Source organism: Pyramidobacter sp. YE332 (genome assembly GCF_033060595.1).
Classification (GTDB): domain Bacteria; phylum Synergistota; class Synergistia; order Synergistales; family Dethiosulfovibrionaceae; genus Pyramidobacter.
Genome location: NZ_CP133038.1, coordinates 297,489 through 314,244 on the forward strand (window position 1 = coordinate 297,489; position 16,756 = coordinate 314,244).

The 16,756-nt window shown below is 64.5% G+C and carries 17 protein-coding genes and 1 pseudogene; 6 read left to right on the forward strand and 12 right to left on the reverse strand.

Going from position 1 to position 16,756, the window contains the following annotated elements:
• Positions 1-7: 7 nt before the first annotated feature.
• The 6 genes and pseudogenes from aroC to aroF all read right to left on the reverse strand — a co-directional run bounded on the left by aroC (position 8) and on the right by aroF (position 5,310).
• On the reverse strand, positions 8-1,111 hold the full coding sequence (aroC, locus tag RAH42_RS01405) for a chorismate synthase (protein ID WP_078015464.1): 1,104 nt from the start codon (positions 1,109-1,111) through the stop codon (positions 8-10).
• 2 nt (positions 1,112-1,113) lie between these two features.
• Positions 1,114-1,335: a hypothetical protein gene (locus RAH42_RS01410; protein ID WP_317539787.1), complete on the reverse strand. Its 222-nt coding sequence runs from the start codon at positions 1,333-1,335 to the stop codon at positions 1,114-1,116.
• Between the two features lie 17 nt (positions 1,336-1,352).
• Positions 1,353-2,378, reverse strand: a pseudogene (locus RAH42_RS01415) (hypothetical protein); the annotation flags it as partial.
• A complete protein-coding gene (gene aroB / locus RAH42_RS01420; protein ID WP_296428903.1) occupies positions 2,375-3,472 on the reverse strand; it encodes a 3-dehydroquinate synthase in 1,098 nt (365 codons plus the stop codon). The gene aroB and the pseudogene RAH42_RS01415, both read right to left, overlap by 4 nt.
• Positions 3,473-4,312 (reverse strand): prephenate dehydrogenase, encoded by an 840-nt coding sequence (locus RAH42_RS01425; protein ID WP_078015467.1) that lies wholly within the window; start codon positions 4,310-4,312, stop codon positions 3,473-3,475.
• Positions 4,309-5,310 carry a 3-deoxy-7-phosphoheptulonate synthase gene (aroF, locus tag RAH42_RS01430; protein WP_296428904.1) on the reverse strand — a complete coding sequence of 334 codons (1,002 nt, stop codon included), beginning with the start codon at positions 5,308-5,310 and terminating at the stop codon, positions 4,309-4,311. Before aroF ends, RAH42_RS01425 begins: the two co-directional genes overlap by 4 nt.
• Before the next feature lie 402 nt (positions 5,311-5,712).
• On the opposite strand from aroF, the gene RAH42_RS01435 reads away from it, so the two are divergent.
• Complete coding sequence (locus RAH42_RS01435; RefSeq protein WP_078015469.1) at positions 5,713-6,837, forward strand: PDZ domain-containing protein; 1,125 nt, start codon at positions 5,713-5,715, stop codon at positions 6,835-6,837.
• Positions 6,838-6,853: 16 nt separating this feature from the next.
• Complete coding sequence (locus RAH42_RS01440) at positions 6,854-7,231, forward strand: RidA family protein (RefSeq protein ID WP_120372689.1); 378 nt, start codon at positions 6,854-6,856, stop codon at positions 7,229-7,231.
• Between the two features lie 255 nt (positions 7,232-7,486).
• On the opposite strand, the gene RAH42_RS01445 is transcribed toward RAH42_RS01440, so the two are convergent.
• A complete protein-coding gene (locus tag RAH42_RS01445) occupies positions 7,487-7,978 on the reverse strand; it encodes a GAF domain-containing protein (protein ID WP_078015471.1) in 492 nt (163 codons plus the stop codon).
• Between the two features lie 141 nt (positions 7,979-8,119).
• Here RAH42_RS01445 and RAH42_RS01450 point away from each other — a divergent pair, with 141 nt between their 5' ends.
• The 3 genes from RAH42_RS01450 to cdd are packed head-to-tail and all read left to right on the forward strand — an operon-like array spanning position 8,120 to position 10,115.
• Positions 8,120-9,214 (forward strand): threonine synthase, encoded by a 1,095-nt coding sequence (locus tag RAH42_RS01450; protein ID WP_078015472.1) that lies wholly within the window; start codon positions 8,120-8,122, stop codon positions 9,212-9,214.
• A 21-nt stretch (positions 9,215-9,235) separates the two neighbouring features.
• Positions 9,236-9,418: a hypothetical protein gene (locus tag RAH42_RS01455; RefSeq protein WP_158606357.1), complete on the forward strand. Its 183-nt coding sequence runs from the start codon at positions 9,236-9,238 to the stop codon at positions 9,416-9,418.
• Positions 9,408-10,115: a cytidine deaminase gene (gene cdd / locus RAH42_RS01460; RefSeq protein WP_317539788.1), complete on the forward strand. Its 708-nt coding sequence runs from the start codon at positions 9,408-9,410 to the stop codon at positions 10,113-10,115. Before RAH42_RS01455 ends, cdd begins: the two co-directional genes overlap by 11 nt.
• 153 nt (positions 10,116-10,268) lie before the next feature.
• Here cdd and RAH42_RS01465 read toward each other — a convergent pair whose 3' ends face one another.
• The gene (locus tag RAH42_RS01465; protein ID WP_078015474.1) at positions 10,269-11,090 is read right to left on the reverse strand and encodes a class I SAM-dependent methyltransferase; all 822 of its coding nucleotides are present in this window, start codon (positions 11,088-11,090) and stop codon (positions 10,269-10,271) included.
• Between the two features lie 312 nt (positions 11,091-11,402).
• Between RAH42_RS01465 and RAH42_RS01470 the strand changes: the two genes are divergently transcribed.
• Positions 11,403-12,193, forward strand: a protein-coding gene (locus RAH42_RS01470) for an IS5 family transposase (RefSeq protein WP_317539161.1) whose coding sequence is annotated in 2 segments (ribosomal slippage) — positions 11,403-11,771 and positions 11,774-12,193 — 789 coding nt in all. Because the reading frame shifts where the segments join, the coding sequence is not laid out codon by codon here.
• A 123-nt stretch (positions 12,194-12,316) separates the two neighbouring features.
• On the opposite strand, the gene RAH42_RS01475 is transcribed toward RAH42_RS01470, so the two are convergent.
• The 4 genes from RAH42_RS01475 to RAH42_RS01490 all read right to left on the reverse strand — a co-directional run bounded on the left by RAH42_RS01475 (position 12,317) and on the right by RAH42_RS01490 (position 16,710).
• Complete coding sequence (locus tag RAH42_RS01475; RefSeq protein ID WP_078015475.1) at positions 12,317-13,924, reverse strand: C69 family dipeptidase; 1,608 nt, start codon at positions 13,922-13,924, stop codon at positions 12,317-12,319.
• Between the two features lie 91 nt (positions 13,925-14,015).
• On the reverse strand, positions 14,016-15,200 hold the full coding sequence (locus RAH42_RS01480) for a deacylase (RefSeq protein WP_078015476.1): 1,185 nt from the start codon (positions 15,198-15,200) through the stop codon (positions 14,016-14,018).
• A 13-nt stretch (positions 15,201-15,213) separates the two neighbouring features.
• Positions 15,214-15,399, reverse strand: a complete 186-nt coding sequence (locus tag RAH42_RS01485; RefSeq protein ID WP_078015477.1) for a hypothetical protein — start codon at positions 15,397-15,399, stop codon at positions 15,214-15,216.
• A gap of 15 nt (positions 15,400-15,414) precedes the next feature.
• On the reverse strand, positions 15,415-16,710 hold the full coding sequence (locus tag RAH42_RS01490) for a citrate transporter (protein WP_078015478.1): 1,296 nt from the start codon (positions 16,708-16,710) through the stop codon (positions 15,415-15,417).
• Positions 16,711-16,756: the final 46 nt, after the last annotated feature.

The window sequence follows — 16,756 nt, forward strand, 5'->3', positions numbered from 1 at the left end:
CCATTTTTCATTCGGCTCCTTTGAGCGGTTCGTAATTTCCCGGAAGCAGGGCGTCGCAGAGGGCGACGGCGGCGGCCGCTTCGACGACGGGGACGGCGCGCACGGCCGCGCAGGGATCGTGACGGCCTTTGACTCTCAGCTCCGTGGGCTGCATGGTCCTGAGGTTGAGGGTCCGCTGCGCGCGGGCGATGGAAGGCGTCGGCTTGAAGGCGGCGCGGAAGATCAGCGGCATGCCCGTGGAGATGCCGCCGAGAATGCCGCCGGCGTGGTTCGTGGCCGTGCGTACGGCGCCGTCTTCGCACACGAACGGGTCGTTGTGCTCGCTGCCCCTCATGGCCGCGGCCGCGAAACCGCTGCCGAATTCCACGCCCTTGACGGCGGGAATGCCGAAAAGCAGCGAGGCGATCCCGCCTTCGAGCCCGCCGAACATCGGCTCGCCGAGCCCCGCCGGCAGGCCGACGGCGGCGCATTCGACCACGCCGCCGAGCGAATCCCCCGCGGCGCGGGCGGCCTCGATCGCCGCGGCCATACGCGCCCCGGCGGCCGCGTCGAGCACCGTCAGCGGCGAGAAAAGGCGCGCGTCGAAATCGGACCGGGAGACGGACACGGCGTCGAAAGCGCGATCCTCCACGCCGCCGACGCTCCTGAGATGCGCGCCGACGAAGATCCCCCGCGCCTCGAGGATTTGCAGACAAACGCCGCCGGCCGCGGTCAGCGGCGCCGTGAGCCGGCCGGAAAAATGGCCGCCGCCCGAGGCGTCCTGAAAGCCGCCGTACTTGACGGCACTCGTGTAGTCGGCGTGCCCCGGCCGCGGCACGTCCCGAAATTCGGAGTAATCGCCGGGCCGCGCGTCGGCGTTGCGGATGATCAGGCAGAGCGGAGAGCCGCACAGCCGCCCGCCGGCAAGACCCGAAAGGAACTCGATCCGGTCGGCCTCGCGGCGCGGCGTCGCCAGCGGGCCGCCGGGCGCGCGGCGTTTCATGAAGGCGTCCAGCCGCTCCATGTCCACGCGGAACCCGGCCGGCAGCCCCTCGATCACGGCGCCGACGGCGGCCGAATGGGACTGCCCGAAGATGGAGAGGCGGATGCGTTCCCCCCAGCTTGAACTCATGATCATGCCTCCGTTCTGACGACGCCGCCGAGCGCGGCGAAGTCGCCGAAAAAGCCCGGATAGGACTTGTCCACCGCTTCCGCGCCCGTGATCGTCACCGTCTCGGAACACAGCACCGAGGCGGCCGCGCCCAGCATGGCGATGCGGTGATCGCCGCACGCGTCGACGATGCCGCCGCGCAGCGAGCCGCACCCGTCGATGAGGATGCAGTTGCCGTCGGGCACCGCGTGTCCCCCAGAGCGTTCAGCGCGCCGCAGACCGAGGCGACGCGGTCGCTCTCTTTGAGCCGCAGCCGCCCGACGTTCGCGATCGCCGTGCGCCCTTTGACCGCCGCCGCGGCGACGGCCAGCGCGGGCACCAGATCGGGCGTGTCGCTCGCGTCGATGCATGTTTCGCGCAGCTCCGCCGGCGCCGCCGCGATGGAATCGCCGGCGATCGAGACTTCGGCCCCCATGCGCCGCAGGAACTCCGCCACGGCGCTGTCGCCCTGCAGCGACGGCAGCGCCAGCCCCGTGACGGCGAGCTTTGCGCCGGCCGCCCCGGCGCAGAGCCAAAAGGCCGCGTTGGACCAATCGCCTTCGGCTCTCAGCTTGGCGGGGGCGACGTATCGCTGCGCGCCGGAGACGGAGAAGCCGCCGACGGAACGGCCGACGGTGATGCCGAAAGCCGCCAGCGCCGCCAGCGTCATGTCGACGTAACCGGCCGATTCCAGCCGGTCGGCGATGAGGACGCGGCTGCTGCCTTCGAGCAGCGGCAGCGCAAAGAGCAGTCCCGTGAAAAACTGCGACGACACCGTGCCGGGCAGACGGTACCGGCCCGCCGTCAGCCGCCCCTCGACGACGGGGTGAACCGTTCCCTTGCCGGTGATGACGGCGCCGTGCCGCTCCATTTCGTTCCACAGATCGTCCATCGGCCGCGACGGCAGTTTGCCGTGCAGCGTGAAGCGCGCCTTTCGCCCCAGCGCGGCCGCCAGCGGCGTCATGAACCGGTACGTGGAGCCGCTTTCCCCCGGGTCGAGTTCGACCGCGCCGCCCGCGTTCCGGTCCAGCGGCGTGACGGCGATGGCGCTGCCGTCGAAGGCGATCCCGGCTCCCAGAGCTTTCAGGCAGCGCACCGTGGCCTCGATGTCCTGCGAGACGACGCGGCAGGGCAGCTTCGCCGGCCGGTCGCCCAGCGCGGCGCAGATCAGCAGACGATGGACGTGCGACTTCGAAGGGATGGCGGCGATCGCGCCGCTCAGTTTGCGGGGCGTGATGGTGACGATCATGCCGTGACGCCCTCCGTTTCGTCCGCGGACAGGGCTTCGAGCCCGTCTTCGAGGAATTCTCGCGCCTCTTCGAGCATGACCTTGCGCCGCTCCACGCTGCCGATGCCGCGGGGAAGCACGAGCGTGACCGTGTCGGAAGCGCGCTTTTTGTCGGCGAGCATGCCCGCGAAAAGTTCGTCGGCTCCGAACCGGGTCGTCTGCGGCAGGCCGCGCCGCCGCAGGGCGCCGGACAGCTGGACGAGCGTCTCCGGCGCGCAGATGCCGCGTTTGGCGCAGGCGGCGGTGATGATCATCATGCCGATGGCGACGCAAAAACCGTGCGGGATCGAAAAGCCGCTGCATTTTTCCACGGCGTGGCCGAACGTGTGCCCGAAGTTGAGGATCTGGCGCAGCCCCGTCTCCTTCTCGTCGCGGCGCACCACGTCGCGTTTGATCTCCACGCAGCGGTGCACGATCCCGGCGATCTCGGCGGCGCCGAGGTCGGGCTTGCACGCCGCGCCGAAAAGTTTGGCGTCGCGGATCATGCCCGTCTTGACGATCTCGCCGAAGCCGTTGGCCAGCTGCTCTTTCGGCAGCGTCGCCAGCGTTTCCGTGTCGTAGAGCACCAGATCGGGCTGGTAAAACGTGCCGACCAGGTTTTTGCCCGTCTCGAGGTCGATGGCCGTCTTGCCGCCCACCGATGAGTCGACCGCGGCCAGCAGCGACGTCGGCAGTTGTACGAGGCCGATGCCGCGCATATACAGCGAGGCCGCCAGCCCGCCCAGGTCGCCGACGACCCCGCCGCCGAGGGCGAAGAGCGTGTCGCTGCGGATCATGCGCAGCGCGGCCATGCGGTTGAGCAGGTCGAGGAGCGAACGCATGTTCTTGTTCCGCTCGCCGGCGGGAACGACGTGCAGGGTCGGCCGGAAGCCGGCGCGTTCCAGCGAGTCGGCGACGCGCCGCGCGTAAAGCGGCGCCACGTTGGCGTCGGAGACGATCAGCGCCTGACCGGCGCCGCGCAGGGGCGCGGCGATCTCGCCGGCGGCGCCGAGCAGATCGGCGCCGGTATGCACGTAGTACTTCTTCGAAGGCGTGGAAACTGTGACGCTGTTCATTTATCCGTCCACCTCTTCCTTTCTCCGGCGTCCCTCCTCGAGCAGCCGCCAGAGCCGTTTTTCGTCGCCGGCGGCGATGGCGTCGCGGTACTGCCGCAATTCGCCGAGAATCTGGTCGATCTCGGAGAGCAGATGATCGCGGTTTTCGAGGAACAGATCCGTCCACATCGTCGGGTTGAGCCAGGCCACGCGGGTCAGGTCGCGGTAGGAACCGGCGGAGAAGCCGCGGTGCTCGCGCGCCGTCGGGCTCTTCACGTAGGCGTTCGAGACCACGTGCGCCAGCTGCGACGTGAAGGCGATCAGCCGGTCGTGATTCTCCGCCGTCGTCACGGCGAGGCGTTGGAACCCCGCCGGCATCACGAAACTCCTGACGCGCTCCAGCAGCGCGACGTCGTCGTACACGCGCGGCACCACGACGAAACTGGCGCCGCGGAACATGTCGGCGCGGCTGTTTTTGAAACCCCAGCGGTGCGTGCCCGCCATCGGGTGCCCGCCGGCGTACTCGAAACCGTACCGCCTGGCGAGCCGAAAGCCGGCTTCGCAAATGCGGCGCTTGATGCCGCAGCAGTCCATCACCAGCGCCGCCGCCGGAATGAAGGGCGCGTTCGCCTCCAGCCACTGGCAGGAAAGTTCCGTGTGCAGGCAGACCAGCACGCCGTCGCATTTCCCCAGCGTTTCGCGGTCCAGCTCGCCGTCGATGGCCCCCAGCAGCCGGGCGAATTGCAGCGTGGACTGATCCCGATCGGCGGCGTAGACGGCAAACGTCTCGTCGGCCGCCTTGTAGGCGCGCGCGAACGAACCGCCGATCAATCCCAGCCCGACGATGCCGATCGTCTTCATGCCAGCGCCTCGCGCACGGCGCGCACCTTCCGCGCCGCCGCGTCGAACTGCTCGGGCGTCAGCGACTGGGCGCCGTCGCACAGCGCGTGGGCGGGATCGTTGTGGACCTCGATGATCAGCCCGTCGGCGCCGGCCGCGGCGGCGGCGTAGGACATCGGCGCCACGTAGCGCGAGTAGCCCGTGGAATGGCTGGGGTCGATGATCACGGGCAGATGGGTGAGCTCGTGCAGCACGGGCACGGCGGAAAGATCGAGCGTGTTGCGCGTGTAGGTCTCGAACGTGCGGATGCCGCGCTCGCAGAGAATGACGTTCTCGTTGCCGCCGGCCATGATGTACTCCGCGCTCATCAGCAGTTCCTTGAGCGTGTTGGCCAGCCCCCGCTTGAGCAGGATCGGTTTGCGGCAGCGTCCCAGTTCCTTGAGCAGATCGAAGTTCTGCATGTTGCGCGCTCCCACCTGAAGCACGTCCACCTCGGCGAACAGGTCGAGATCGTTGATGTTCATGATCTCCGAGACCAGCGGCAGCCCCGTTTCCTTCTTGGCCTCGAGCAGCAGCCCGATCCCCTCGCCGCGCAGCCCCTGGAACGCGTAAGGCGACGTGCGCGGCTTGAACGCGCCGCCGCGCAGCATCGTCGCGCCCGACGCCTTGACGGCTTTGGCGATCGAAACGATCTGCTCGTGGCTTTCCACCGAGCAGGGGCCGGCGATGATCTGGAAATGGCCGCCGCCGATCTTGACGCCGCTCACGTCGACGACGGTCGGTTCCTCGTGGAACTTGCGGTTCGCTTTTTTGAACGGATCGCTGATGCGCGTGACGCGCTCGACGATGGACAGGCTCTCGAGCATCTCGATGTCGACCTTGCTGACGTCGCCGATGAGGCCGATGATGGTGTGGAACTCGCCCTGCGAAACGTGGCAGGAGAGCCCCATGCCCTCGAACCATTTGCAGAGACTGTCGCGCTGCTCCGGGGTGGTGCCGTTCTTCAAGACTGCGATCATGTGAAAACTCCTCCTTAGGAAATCGTCGAAACCGTCTCGTCCTCCGCGGACGGAAAAAAACAAGGCCGTGCAGCGATTCTGCACGGCCTTATGACTCTCCGAAAAAAACTGCGTTTTACCGATCAGCTTTTTGGCAGCACAAAATCACTTTTCTGGAAGCTCCAAAAAAGTAAAAGTAATAGCATTCGGCTGCAAAAAAGCTGACGTTCATCATCAGGAACGCTCCGTCATGCCTCTGTGGGCAGGATACTTTTCGATACCGTTAAGTATACTGCGCCTCCCCCGGAATTGTCAATTATTGCGAAGATCGCGGGACGAGCGCGCAAACGGCGGTGGCTTTTGCCGCGTTTCTGCCTTAAAATAGCTCCAGATTCCCCCAACGACTTTCAAGGAGGCATGCTGATGAAAAAGTTTCTGGCCTGTGCGGTCGTTTTTCTGAGCGCCGCGGCGCCGGCGGCCGCGTCCGAGTCGCTCACGGTCTACGGCTTCGACGCCGCCCAGATGCAGCGCTTCATCCTGGCGACGTTCGACGGTTCCGCCCGCATGGACGTGATCGAGCAGAACGACGTCGTGCTGGCGCTGGCGAAAGAGATCCCCGCGTCCCGCGTGGAACATTTGATGCCGGAATACCGCGTCCCCTCGCGCGACCCCCTCGTTCCCGACCGCTGGGAACGCGAGCCCGTCGACTTTGCCGAAGAGCGGGCCACGTTCAGCTTCCGTCCCTCCCGCGACGGCGGCCTGACCGTGACGATGCGCGCCGACCTCGTCGCCAACCCCGGCATGTGGCGCCGGGAACGCACCGTATCGCGCGACTGTGGCGATTTCCACGCCTACGCCCGCTACGCCCAGGCCTTCTTCACCGGCGGCTGGGGCTCGGGCATGGATCTCGAAGAGCGGAACGGCCGCATGCACGTGCTCGACGTGCTCGAAGGCAGCTCGGCCTGGAACGCCGGCATCCGCGAAGGCGACCGCATCCGCGTCATCAATAAGACCCCTGCCGACAGCGTGGCGCTCGATTATTTCGGCCGCAAATACCAGTGGAGCGACTACGGCAAGCCCTTCACCGTCGAGATGGAGCGCCCCAACGGCGAACGCTGGCACGCCGAGCTGAGCAACGACTACATCCCCGCCCAGACGGCGCGGCTCGAACGATTCTTCGGAGTGAGCGGCGTCCAGCCCGGCCGGACGCGCGAAGAAGTGGAAGCCTCGACGCGGCGCTGGGTCTCCCCCGAGGAGAAAAGGGCGCGCGAAAATGCCCCCGCCGTACCGTCCAGCGGCATGGAATTCGACGACGCCGGCCGCGTCGCGTCGGTCGCGCCCGGTTCGCCGGCCGATCTTGCGGGCGTGAAGCCCGGCGACGTGATCGTCGAGCTCAATCTGGTCAAGTTCGGCGACACGGGCGCGGCGAAAGCCCGCGAAACCATCGAAAAGCGCGTCGCCGGCGGCCTGACGGCCATCCTCGACCTGAAGCGCGGCGGTGCGACCTTCACCGTCCGGGTGAAAAAGCCCGCCTCGGGCAAAAAATAAAAGGAGCGTGCGTTCGATGAAAGAAATCATGCAGGTCAAAGGCCTGAAACCCCGCGGGCATTACGCGCTGGCGCTGATCCACGACGGACTGATCTTCATCTCCGGCCAGCTCTCCAAGGATCCGGAAACGGGCGAGAACCGACCCGGATCCATAAAAGATGAAACCATGCGCGCGCTGAACAACGTCGACCTCATCCTCAGAGAGTGCGGTTCCTCGCGCGACAAGGTGCTGAAGACCACCGCCTTCGTCGGCGGCGAAGACGACTGGGCCGCGGTGAACCAGTGCTACGCCGAGTTCTTCGGCGCCCGTCACCCGGCCCGCTCGATCGTCCCCGTCGGCGCGCTGAACGCCGGCCTGAAAGTGGAGATCGAAGTCATCGCCGCCGTCGAGTAATACTGTTTCTCAATTAAAAGGCCGAACATAAGGGCGCTGCGAGGGAGATTCGCAAAGCGAGCTGCGCAGACCGCGCAGCGGTCGAGCTCCTTCTGAGCGACTGAACTTCCCCGCAGTCCCCCGAAAACTGTGCTGATGCTTTCTATCGAGAAATAGTATTACTTTTCCAATTTGCGATAGAAGTGCCGGCAATAAAAAGCCGTTCCCATCTCTGCGCCGCGGCGCGGAGACGGGAACGGCTTTTTCGTTTGGGGCTTACAGGCGCGCGGCCTGCGCTTCGATCTGGGCGGCGATCTTTTCCAGCGCGGCGCGGTCCGTTTCGTCGAAGCGAGCCGGTTCGGGGCTGTCGAGATCGAGCACGCCCCAGAGGCGGCCGCCGACGGTCAGCGGGATCACCAGCTCGGAGCGGGAGGCGTCGTCGCAGGCGATGTGCCCGGGGAAGGCGCGCACGTCGGGGACGAGCTGACTTTTGCCGGCGCGGACGGCGGCGCCGCACACGCCCTTGCCGGGCGCGAGGCGCGAGCAGGCGGGCTTGCCCGCGAAGGGGCCGAGCACGAGCTCGCCGCCGCGCAGGAGATACAGCCCGACCCAGTTGACGCCGCCCACGGTCCAGTACAGATAGGCCATGAAGTTGCACAGGTTGGCGAGCGGGTCGCGTTCGGCGGCGGCCAGGGCGGCCAGCCGGGCGGAAATGAGGCGGTAGCGTTCGTCCTTCGTCAGTTTGGCGGGGATTTCGACGGAGATCATCTCACAGGCTCCTTTCGCAGCGGGCGCTTTTGCGCCGCGTTTCTGCCGGCATTGTACCACGAAAGGCCGAGCGGGCGGCGGGAAAATATTGTACAATAAGACCACGCCGGGAAAAATCCGGCGCGAGGAGGAATAAAAGTCATGAAGTACGTCTGTTCGAGATGCGGGAAAGAGGAAGACGCCGCAACGCGAAAGCCGCGCTGCGAGTGCGGCGGGCTGTGGGATCTCGAGTTCGAAAAGCCGAAGTTCAGCCTCGACCTCGTCGACCGGGACGAGTGGAGCGTTTTCCGCTACCGCGCCTTCATGCCGCCGCTCGGCGAGGCATGGAGAGCCGTCAGCCTCGGCGAGGGGCTGACGCCCGTGGTGCGCTTCGACGACGATCTGTCGCTGAAGATGGATTACTTCATGCCGACGCTGTCGTTCAAGGACCGCGGCGCCGCCGTGCTGGTGTCGCACTGCCGCGCCGCCGGCGTAGAATCGGTGGCGCAGGACAGCAGCGGCAACGCCGGCAACAGCGTGGCGGCCTACTGCGCGCGGGCCGGCATCGCCTGCGAGATCTTCGTGCCCGAAGGCACCTCGCCGAAGAAGATCGACATGATCCGCGCCCACGGCGCCGTCGCCAACGTGGTTCCCGGCTCTCGCGACCACTGCGCTGACGTGTGCCGCGCCGCCGTGCGCGAGCGCGGATTGTATTACGCCAACCACGTCTACAATCCCTTCTTCTACGAAGGGACCAAGACCTACCTGTACGAGATTTACGAGCAGCTGGGGCGCGTGCCGCGGAACATCTTCGTGCCTGTCGGCAACGGCACGCTCTACCTCGGCGTCGTCAAAGCGCTGGAAGAGTTCCTCGCCGCCGGGATCATCACGGGAATGCCCAACGTCGTCGTCATGCAGAGCGAGAACTGCGCGCCGCTGCTGGAAGCCTGGCGCAGCGGCGAGGAGCGGCTGGCGCGGATCGTCCCCCGTCCCACGCTGGCCGAGGGCATCGCCATCGGACAGCCGATGCGCGGCGAAGCCATCCTCGCGTCGGTGCGCAAGTACCATTTCAAGATCGTCGCCGTGCCCGAGGACGCGATCCTCGCCTGCCGCCGCGAACTGGCCGCGAAAGGCGTTTACTGCGAGCACACGGCGGCCGCCAACTACGCCGGCTACCGCCGCTACTGCGAACTGTACGGGAGAACGCCCGACAGCGTCATCCCCATGTGCGGCGCGGGGCTGAAATCCGATCACTGAGGCGCGAAAACGACGCCCGGCATGAAACGGCGAAAACGGGGACATCTCGCCGACACAGGAGACATCGGCGTCGAGCGCGAAATGTTCCACGTGGAACATTTCGCGGCGGCGCGCATCGACAGGAGCGAATCGCATGGAACGGGACGGCGGGGAAACGATCATTCGGTTGGATATGAGTCGGAGCAGGACTTGCGTGTACGCTGAACTCGCCGCGTTTCTGGACGAAGCGGCGCGGGCCGCGCGGACGCCGCTGAGCGGCTTTCGCGTCGGCGCGTCGGCGCTGGGAAATTCGGGGCGCGTCTATCTGGGCGCCAATCAGGAGTTCGCGGGGCTGCCGCTGAACTTCACCGTCCACGCCGAACAGGCCGCGGCGATCGCCGCCCGCGCGCACGGCGAAACGCGGCTGATCGCGCTGGCCGTGTCGGCCGCGCCCTGCGGCTACTGCCGCCAGTTTTTGACGGAGCTGAAAGCGCCGCTGGACGTTGTGCTGAACGGCGAAGCGCGGCCGCTCGGCGCTTATCTGCCGCACGCTTTCGTCCTGGAACGCGGCGGCGAGAATCTGCTTACCCGCGCCGCGGTTCTGAAAGCGGCCGACCTGGACGGGCTGGCGCGGGCCGCGGCCGCGCACGGCTACGCCCCCTACACGGGCACGCGCAGCGGCCTGGCGCTGCGCACGGCTTCCGGCCGGGTCTACGCCGGCTGTCTGCTGGAAAGCGGCGCCTACAACCCTTCGCTGACGGCGCTGCAGACGGCCCTGACGCTGCGCGCCCTCGACGGCGCGGCGGACGACCCTGTCGCCGCGGCCGTGCTGGCCGAGGCCGGCCCTGCTCCCTTGGCCCGCTCCTGCCCGCGCTGCTGGCGCGCATCGCGCCGCGCGCGGAAGTTCGGACGATCCCTTTGAACGACGTCTCATAAACGACAAGCCTGTCTCAAAGCTCGCGTAAGGCGAACCGGGAGACAGGCTCTTTTTGTGGGATGACCGTAGATCGTGCCGTTTTTTTTCCGCGGCTGGCGCCGTTTCCCTTGACGCTTTTGCGGCGCGTTCCGTTTACGTCTAAAAGAACAGAGGGCGCTCCCCCAGCCGCGCCGTCACGAACAGGCTGTCGGTAAAAACCGGCCGCAGCAGGCGGAAGAACAGCTTCATACTTCCGTGAAGGCGGCGCAGCAGCCCGCTGTCGCCGTAATTGCTGACCTCGATGTCGCCGAGGACGGGGAACAGCGCCTTGACCTGTTCGGGGCGCGCGTCGTATTTGAAGCCCCAGCCGCCGAACAGCCCCGGTTTGACGCCGCGCACGATGCGGTGCGCGTGGCGGGCGAAAAACGGCGTGGCCGTGTCGAAGAGCACCGCCGCTCCCGGGCTGTGCCGCGCCAGCCGCGCGAACATCTCGTTCAGCGCGTCCGCTTTGAGGTACATGAGAACGCCGCAGGCGTAAAACAGATCGACGCGCGGCGGCAGGAGCTCGACAAACTCGGGCTGCAGCACGTCGGCGGCGATGAAATGGTGCGCCGCGTCCTCGGCGTAGACCGACCGGCGGGCCGCGATCCCGTCCGGCAGGTCGTAGTCGTACCACCGCGCGGCCAGATCGCCGAGGCGGAACGGGCGGCTGTCCAGCCCCGCGCCGAGATTGGCGACCACGCCCTGCGGCTTCTCCTTCAAAATTTTCGCGACGGCGGCGTCGAAGGCCAGCTCGCGTACCAAAACGCCCGCGTTGATGCGCCCCGTTTCCACACTTTTGATCTGCTCGGGCGTCAGGTTCCCGACGATCTCCTCCGCCCACGGGTCGTAAAAGTCTTCGTCCGGGTTCTGCGACGCCCGCGCCCGGGCGACGACGGTGATCAGCGCCGTGCCTTCCAGCTCTCGAAGTTTCAGTTCCATCGTGTTCCCTCCTTGCGCGCAATTGAGTTAGTCTATTATAACTTGCTCCGCTCCCCTTGAAAAGGCGCGCCCGCGGGCGATTCCATGAGGAACGTTCATCGGCTGTAATGGAACGCGGCGACGGTCGGGGTTCCCTGTTTTGCGAAGCCGGCGCCGCAGTAATACTAATTCTTAATTAAAAGGCCGAACGCAAGGGGCTGCGGGGGAGTTCAGTCGCTCGGAAAACTATGTTAATACTTTCTATCAAGAATTAGGGCTTGTTTAAAAAACGTCAAAGTTGCCTAAATCGATCCAATCGCTTAAACTTTTCTCATGGAAGAGAGAAGATATGAACTGACCTCCAGCGAGTGGAATCGAATCAAGAGAATGCTGCCGCCCGAACACCCGAAATCAGGTCAACGTGGACGCCCGGCAAAATACGATAACCGCAGGATCATCAATGGGATTCTGTGGCTTGCCAGAAGTGGAGCGCCATGGAGAGATCTTCCGGAGCGTTACGGCAAATGGCAGGCAGTTTACGCACGTTTCAGGCTGTGGAAACAGCGGGGAATATTCGAGGCGATCTTTGCCGCCCTAAGCGCTGATGCCGACATGGAAAATCTCTCTATCGACTCCACGTCCTGCAAAGTACATCAAAGTGCCAACGGGAGAGGGAAAACCCCGGAAGGGGGAAAAAAGGGGCTCAAGCGATTGGCATGTCCAGAGGCGGCAAGAATACGAAAATTCATGCGATAGTAGATGGTTTAGGCAATCCGCTGGCGCTCCTGCTCAGTCCCGGCAATGACCACGATTCCCGCCATGCTGTGTCCTTGCTCGGGCAAGCGGAAATCAGAGGGAGCAACGTCATCGGCGATAAGGCTTACGGTTCGCAAGCCATCAGAGAGTACATTACTTCTCGGGAGGGAAGTTACACTATCCCGCCGAAGAGCGATAATCCCGAACCGTGGTTTATAGATGAGCATGTTTACAAGGAACGACACTTGGTTGAATGTTTCTTTCAGAAAATCAAATGGTTCCGTAGAATTTTCACCCGCTATGACAAACTTGACGCTTCGTTTTTCGCTTTTGTTCTTGTCGCTGCCAGTGTTATTTTATTGAAATAATACAAGCTGAAATGTTTTTTAAACAAGCCCTAGTATAAAACCGGCTCCCGCACCAAAACGCGCGCGAAAAATCGCCCGGCCAGTGGATTTGGCCGGGCGATCCTTTGTGCGCGGATACGTTTGTTATTTGGCGGGACGGGTGACGGGGCCGTAGCCGATGAAGTCGTTCCACTCCTGCGGATAGGGCGTGGTCTTGAAGTTGACGTAGCCGAGGGCGTATTTACCCAGCAGCACGTCGCCGAGGGTCTGCCAGCGCTGGTTGAAATCGACGGCGTTGGCGTAGGCGAAGTCGGTGATCAGGGAGACGGCTTCGTCGCGCTTGCCGGCCTTGATCAGCTCGGCGGCCTTGTCCTGGACCATGGGCGTCAGCACGTAGAGCGGCTGAAGTTTCTCGTCGCGGGCGGCGTGGATGTCCTTGCGGGCGTCCTGATAGTGCAGGCCGGCGATCTCCTGGACGCGGGTGTTGACCCACCAGCCGGACTTGCTGTCGTAGGGGTGGAAGCGGTCGCCGATGTTGTAGAAATCGGGCAGCTTTCTCATGATGGGCCACAGCGGCGTGATGTAGGTGGTGTCGGAAGCGCCGTAGCCGAACCAGCTGATGCCGCGGATCTCTTCGGGCAGGTCGCCGCGGACCTGGGCGATGTGCACGTAGCAGGTGCGCATCATGTTGATGGAGCGCTCCCACGTCGAACCGGGCTTGGTCTTGCTGCTGTTGGCGAAGCGGATCGGATTGCCCCAGGGGCCGGCGGCGGGACCCTTGCTGAGGTCGTAGGGCGTGCCTCCGTACCAGTCGCCGGTGATCGTGAAGATGTCCTGAACGCTGACCTTCTTGTCGGGAACGATGGACATGGGCAGCTCCATGGCGTTGGGATCGAACGTCTTGCTGGGGGCGATCAGCGACAGCACGCGCCACTCGCGGCGCATGGCGTACAGCTCGGTGCTGGGGCAGTACACGTCGGCAGGGCTGAAGTTCTTGCGGTCGACCTTTTTGGCGTCGACGAAGCCGTTCTTGACGGCGAAGTCGACGATGTCGGGGCAGGCCATGACGTTTTCCTTGTCGTCCAGATTCAGATTGCGCAGACGGGCGCGGTTGGCGGCCACGAAGATGTGGTCGTCGGGCATGCGCCAGGCGGCCCAGATGCCGTTGCCGTAGACTTCGAAGATCCAAACCTCGTTGCCGTCGGTGATCGGCATGGTCTCGCTGAGATCGTAGAAGCCGTGCTTCTCGACCATCTCGCCCATGACCTTGACGGCCTCGCGGGCGGTGGAAGCGCGCTCGAGGGCGATGTCCTGAAGGCTCCAGGCGTCCAGAGAGCCGACGGCGTCCTTCTCCATGATCTGCTTGACTTTGAGCGCGCGTTCGTCGGTGTCGTCCACGCCGTTGGTGGCTTCGCTCATGGCGACGCCCTTCTCGTTCATGAAGGAATAGCGGGAAGAGAAATAACGGTAGGTGTGCTTGACCTGGGGCGTCTCGTCGAGCTTCTGCTGTTCGCCCGGGTAACCGTGCTGGTCCTTGACGATCGCGCGCATGGATCCTTCGGGCCAGTCGGCCTCGGGCACGATGTACAGGCGCGAATTGGCCGTGCGCGAGTCGTCGTTGTGCGTGATCATGGCGCTGCCGTCGACGCTGGCCTTCTTGCCGACGGCGATGACGGTGCAGGCGAACGACGCCTGGGCGGTCAGCGACAGGGCGAGCAGTGCGCCGACGAGAACTTTGCGGTTCAGTTTCATAAATGAATCCCTCCTGAAAAATCATTTTCTCTCCGGCAGCCGGAGAGGGCGGTGCAAGGGCAGCCGAAAGCCGCCCGAAAAACCAGTCGCGTCAGTCGAGGAACACTTTCTTGGGATCGGCCGTGGCCGGATCGTGCAGGAACGCGCCCAGCCCCTTTTCCTTCAGGTCGGGATGGCGCGGGAACTCCACCAGCAGCTCTTTTTCGGGCTCGTCGATCAGGAAGTCGTTCATCTGGTTGATCATCTCGAGCGCGCCCGAAAGGTGACGGCCGACGCGGTCCCACATCGGGCAGCCGTCCTTGATGTCGTAGTCGCAGTAAAGCAGGCCGTGATCGGCCGCCGTCTGCAAAAATTCGTCCTTGCCGTCCATCATCAGCTTCTCGGTGATCTTGCCGGCGACGCGGTCGATGAACGGTTCCGGCGTCTCCATCAGCACCACGTAGGAGTCGCAGAAGTCGCCCGCGTCGCGGTGGCTCAGACCGCGCAGGCTCTTGGGCGAAGCTTCGCACTTCATCGGGAACTCGGAAGCCGTCAGCACCATCGAAGCCATCATGGCCATGTCCAGCGAACGGTCGTGGGCCACGTAGGTGGCGACCACGGGGTACATCAGCGACGCTTCGTGGGAATCGACGAACAGCGTGATGTTCTCCTTGCGGTTCACTTCCATGATCGCCCAGGTCAGCTGCTCGGTCAGGTTGCCGTCGGGGCGGCCGGGATAGGTGCGGTTGAGGTTGCGCGAGTCGGTGTAGTCGAGGTTCTGTCCCGAAGGATAGTGCACGTAGGTGAACGGGTCGGGCCACTGATCGACGGGCGCCGTGTTGCGGTCGCCGATGCGGTAGCGGCGCAGGCCGTGATCGGTCTCCACGTGGAAGAACTTGGGATAGGCGTTGCCCAGCATGCCCACGGTGGAGGCGCTGTAATTGGCATGCGGCGCGATCAGCACGCGGCCTTTTTTGACCTTGATGTTTTCCATCATCACGTAGGCCGACATCGACGTGGCCGGCTCGTAAGGGTGCGTGCCGCCGAGGTAGAACATGCTACCGCCGGGCACGCCCGAGTCGAACACGTAGACGGGGGTGTCCACGCCCGTGCCCTTGATCGGCGGGAACCAGTCGGAGAGCATCTTCTTCTCCGTGAACGAATCGGAAACGACCACCTGTTCCTTGTAGTTGCGAAGCTCCAAAAATTCTTTGCCGCCCAGCCAGGCCATGACGCCCGCGACGGCGAGGAACGCCAGCTTGCGCGCGACGGCGCCTTTTTCGTAGTTGAAAGCCATTGTGTCCGTCCTCCTACTTGATGCGCAGCGCGCGCAGGATGAAGGGGATCAGCGTGTACGCGTAGACGATGTCGTAAACGATCGAGCGGCGCGTTTTCCTGAAAAACAGCCCCCTCAGCAGGACGAGGCCGCAGATTCCGGCCATGCCGAAGTAGATGTAGTGGATGATCTCATTGGCGTTGCGCATGAATTCGTCCATGTTCAACCATCCTCCCTAGTAAACGATGAGCCAGCTCAGCTTGTTGGCGTAGATCAGCATGAGCACGGCGACGACGGCCATGAAGATGCAGGGGACGAGAATGGCCCCAAGGAACGACATGTAGCTGCCCTTGTAGCCCGAAACGTCGACCGCGACGCGGCCGGAGATGCGCGAGGGCGGCAGGCAGTCGCCCAGCGGGTAGAGCAGGCTCAGCGCCGTGGCGATGATCGTCACGTTGACGCCGACCGAGTTGAACAAAAAGATCAACGGCGTGCCGAGGATGATGCCGCTGCTGTAACTGAGCGAGCCCTGCGCGAGGGGCAGCACGAACGGCGCGAAGACGTAGATCAGCACCACCGGCAGCGTCACGAACGTGATCGCGATCAGGCCGCGCACGCCCGTGGCGGTCATGATGTTGACCAGCACGCCGACGCTGATGACCGTCGCCAGCAGCGGGAACACCTGCTCCGACGTGTTGGCGAGCACCTCGTACCAGCGCTTGAAGCCGCTCCTTTTGGGCGAGACCAGCACGGCCACCAGCGTGCTGATCAGGAAGATCAGCGGGATGCCCAGCGTCGGGATGCTGAAAGCCGCGTACTTGGAAAGCAGCAGCAGCACGATGAAGACAGCCAGCGGCGCGAGGATGCGGAACCAGTTCATGCCCGCCGGCGCTTCGGGCAGCTCGGCCAAAATCTGTTCCTTGGATTCGGGCTTGCCGCCGCGCAGCAGATAGAACACTGTGAAAACCGTGATGAGGACGATCGGCGCCAGCAGCGGCACGTCGAAACCGACGTAGGGCATGTTGGCCTGGGCGCACATCAGCATCACCCACAGGTTGATGGGCGGCGCCACGGCGGCCAGCATCGAAGTGACGTAGATGAAGGCGACGATCTTCCTGTCGCCGATGCCCATGAAGCGCAGCACCGTCGCGACCATGCCGCCGACCACGAACATGGAGACGCTGCCCGCGCCGGTCAGCGCGCCGGGGATCAGCATGATCACCGCCAGCAGAAAGAAGAGCACCCATTTGGAGCCGTAGAAGCGCTCCACCATCTTGCGCACGAGCGCGTCCATGGCGCCCGTCTCGGAGTAGAAATTGATGAAGATCGAGGCGGTCAGGAACGTGAAGGCCACGTCGAAATACGTGAACGTTCCCTCCACGAAAAGGCGGACGGGGAACCCCAGACCGCCGGCCAGCGCTCCGGCGATGGCCGTGACGACCATGGAAAGCTCGGGCGATTTCAGCTTCCAGCTGGCCAGGGCGAAGACGATCACCATGACCGCCAGAACCATAGAAGTTTCGGCGTACATTACGAACCTCCTGTCACAATAAAGAGCGCTCGATCGGCGACGCGGG

Excerpts from the sequence above, each read along its gene's own strand:
- aroC (WP_078015464.1), bottom strand. The coding sequence starts at position 1,111 with ATGAGTTCAAGCTGGGGGGAACGCATCCGCCTCTCCATCTTCGGGCAG.
- aroB (WP_296428903.1), bottom strand. The coding sequence starts at position 3,472 with ATGAACAGCGTCACAGTTTCCACGCCTTCGAAGAAGTACTACGTGCAT.
- RAH42_RS01425 (WP_078015467.1), bottom strand. The coding sequence starts at position 4,312 with ATGAAGACGATCGGCATCGTCGGGCTGGGATTGATCGGCGGTTCGTTC.
- aroF (WP_296428904.1), bottom strand. The coding sequence starts at position 5,310 with ATGATCGCAGTCTTGAAGAACGGCACCACCCCGGAGCAGCGCGACAGT.
- RAH42_RS01435 (WP_078015469.1), top strand. The coding sequence starts at position 5,713 with ATGAAAAAGTTTCTGGCCTGTGCGGTCGTTTTTCTGAGCGCCGCGGCG.
- RAH42_RS01440 (WP_120372689.1), top strand. The coding sequence starts at position 6,854 with ATGAAAGAAATCATGCAGGTCAAAGGCCTGAAACCCCGCGGGCATTAC.
- RAH42_RS01445 (WP_078015471.1), bottom strand. The coding sequence starts at position 7,978 with ATGATCTCCGTCGAAATCCCCGCCAAACTGACGAAGGACGAACGCTAC.
- RAH42_RS01450 (WP_078015472.1), top strand. The coding sequence starts at position 8,120 with ATGAAGTACGTCTGTTCGAGATGCGGGAAAGAGGAAGACGCCGCAACG.
- RAH42_RS01455 (WP_158606357.1), top strand. The coding sequence starts at position 9,236 with ATGAAACGGCGAAAACGGGGACATCTCGCCGACACAGGAGACATCGGC.
- RAH42_RS01465 (WP_078015474.1), bottom strand. The coding sequence starts at position 11,090 with ATGGAACTGAAACTTCGAGAGCTGGAAGGCACGGCGCTGATCACCGTC.
- RAH42_RS01475 (WP_078015475.1), bottom strand. The coding sequence starts at position 13,924 with ATGAAACTGAACCGCAAAGTTCTCGTCGGCGCACTGCTCGCCCTGTCG.
- RAH42_RS01480 (WP_078015476.1), bottom strand. The coding sequence starts at position 15,200 with ATGGCTTTCAACTACGAAAAAGGCGCCGTCGCGCGCAAGCTGGCGTTC.
- RAH42_RS01485 (WP_078015477.1), bottom strand. The coding sequence starts at position 15,399 with ATGGACGAATTCATGCGCAACGCCAATGAGATCATCCACTACATCTAC.
- RAH42_RS01490 (WP_078015478.1), bottom strand. The coding sequence starts at position 16,710 with ATGTACGCCGAAACTTCTATGGTTCTGGCGGTCATGGTGATCGTCTTC.